The sequence below is a fragment of the Sphingobacterium cavernae genome (assembly GCF_008520265.1).
Taxonomy (GTDB): domain Bacteria; phylum Bacteroidota; class Bacteroidia; order Sphingobacteriales; family Sphingobacteriaceae; genus Sphingobacterium; species Sphingobacterium cavernae.
Genome location: NZ_VIQM01000047.1, coordinates 1 through 1,416 on the forward strand (window position 1 = coordinate 1; position 1,416 = coordinate 1,416).

Genomic DNA, 1,416 nt, shown 5'->3' on the forward strand with positions numbered 1-1,416 from the left:
ATTACTTCTAATTCAGATTTTCAAATTGAAGTGTTTGAATCTGATTTAGAACACATCCATTTTCTTATTCGTTATATCCCTCGTGTTTCAATTACTTCTATTGTTCGCAAGTTAAAACAAGAATCTAATTATTACATTTCGCGTTCACCACACAGGTCATTCTTATTTAAACATTTTTCGAAAAAACATACTTTCTGGTCTGATGGTTATTTTGTTTGTTCAATAGGTGAAGCATCTCCTGATACTATTCGTGAGTATATTCTCAATCAGGGTTAGTCCCTTACATCCCACAGGCTAAAGACCTGTGGGGTTTACGCTACGTTTTATAAATTGCATAGAAACTAAAATATACGACCAAAGTTATAGATTTTTATCATCAATAATGAATTGTACCTTTGTTAAAATTTTTGAGCTTATGCGATTAATGGCATTTGATTATGGTACAAAGCGTATTGGAATAGCTGTTACGGACCCGTTACAGATAATTGCAACTGCGTTGACCACTGTGCATCCTGATGATATATTTAAATACTTGAAAGACTATTTGCAACAAGAGCAAATTGAAACTTTTGTAGTTGGTAGACCTCTGCAAATGGATGGCACAGATTCCGAATCGGCTCAGCATGTTGTAGGATTTGTACGAAAATTAAAAAAGGAATTTCCTGCAATCAATGTTGTAGAAGTGGATGAGCGTTTCACATCAAAAATGGCCTCCTCAGCTATAGCGCAATCGGGCATGAAAAAGAATAAAAAGCAAAATAAGGGATTGGTGGATACGATTTCTGCGACGATTATTTTGCAAACATATATGGATACAAAAGGATTTTAATAGAATGGCATTAAAAGATATTTCATTTTTTTCAGAAGATACTGATTTTGTTCTTAAGGATAAAGCAAAAGTTAGAACTTGGATTGGAGATACCATCAAATCTGAGGGATTCAGACGTATAGGAGAATTAACTTTTGTATTTTGTTCAGATGAATATTTATTAGATATCAACAAGCAATACTTGAATCATGATACATACACAGATATTGTAACTTTTGATTCCTCGGAACAGCAGGATGAGATCTCTGGAGATATCTTTATCTCTATAGAAAGGATTCGTGAAAATGCCGCAAAATTCGCAGTAACCGAAAGAGATGAATTACACCGCGTGATTATTCATGGCGTATTGCATTTATGTGGTTATTATGACAAGAAAAAGCAAGACAAAGAACTTATGACTTCAAAAGAAAATGAGTATTTGGAAAAGAGAAATTTTTAAACAAAATTTTAAAGTGAACCACAAGCGTCCTAAATAAGGGAAAAAATGGCGGTGTATTTATATAGCAGGGATTGCTATATTTAATTCGCTAAAATTCAACTACCGCCATGGTAAATATAAACGTATTTTCTCAGATATTAGGTCTAGT

The 1,416-nt window shown here is 33.3% G+C and carries 3 protein-coding genes; all 3 read left to right on the top strand.

Going from position 1 to position 1,416, the window contains the following annotated elements:
- A partial coding sequence (gene tnpA / locus FLS47_RS09525; protein ID WP_188347401.1) for an IS200/IS605 family transposase occupies positions 1–276 on the top strand: 276 nt, incomplete at its 5' end.
- Positions 277–415: 139 nt separating this feature from the next.
- A complete protein-coding gene (ruvX, locus tag FLS47_RS09530; RefSeq protein WP_149914180.1) occupies positions 416–829 on the top strand; it encodes a Holliday junction resolvase RuvX in 414 nt (137 codons plus the stop codon).
- A 4-nt stretch (positions 830–833) separates the two neighbouring features.
- Positions 834–1,268, top strand: a complete 435-nt coding sequence (gene ybeY / locus FLS47_RS09535) for an rRNA maturation RNase YbeY (RefSeq protein ID WP_149914149.1) — start codon at positions 834–836, stop codon at positions 1,266–1,268.
- Positions 1,269–1,416: the final 148 nt, after the last annotated feature.

Bases quoted from the DNA above. Each gene is read 5' to 3' on its own strand.
- ruvX (WP_149914180.1), top strand. From the start codon at position 416: ATGCGATTAATGGCATTTGATTATGGTACAAAGCGTATTGGAATAGCT.
- ybeY (WP_149914149.1), top strand. From the start codon at position 834: ATGGCATTAAAAGATATTTCATTTTTTTCAGAAGATACTGATTTTGTT.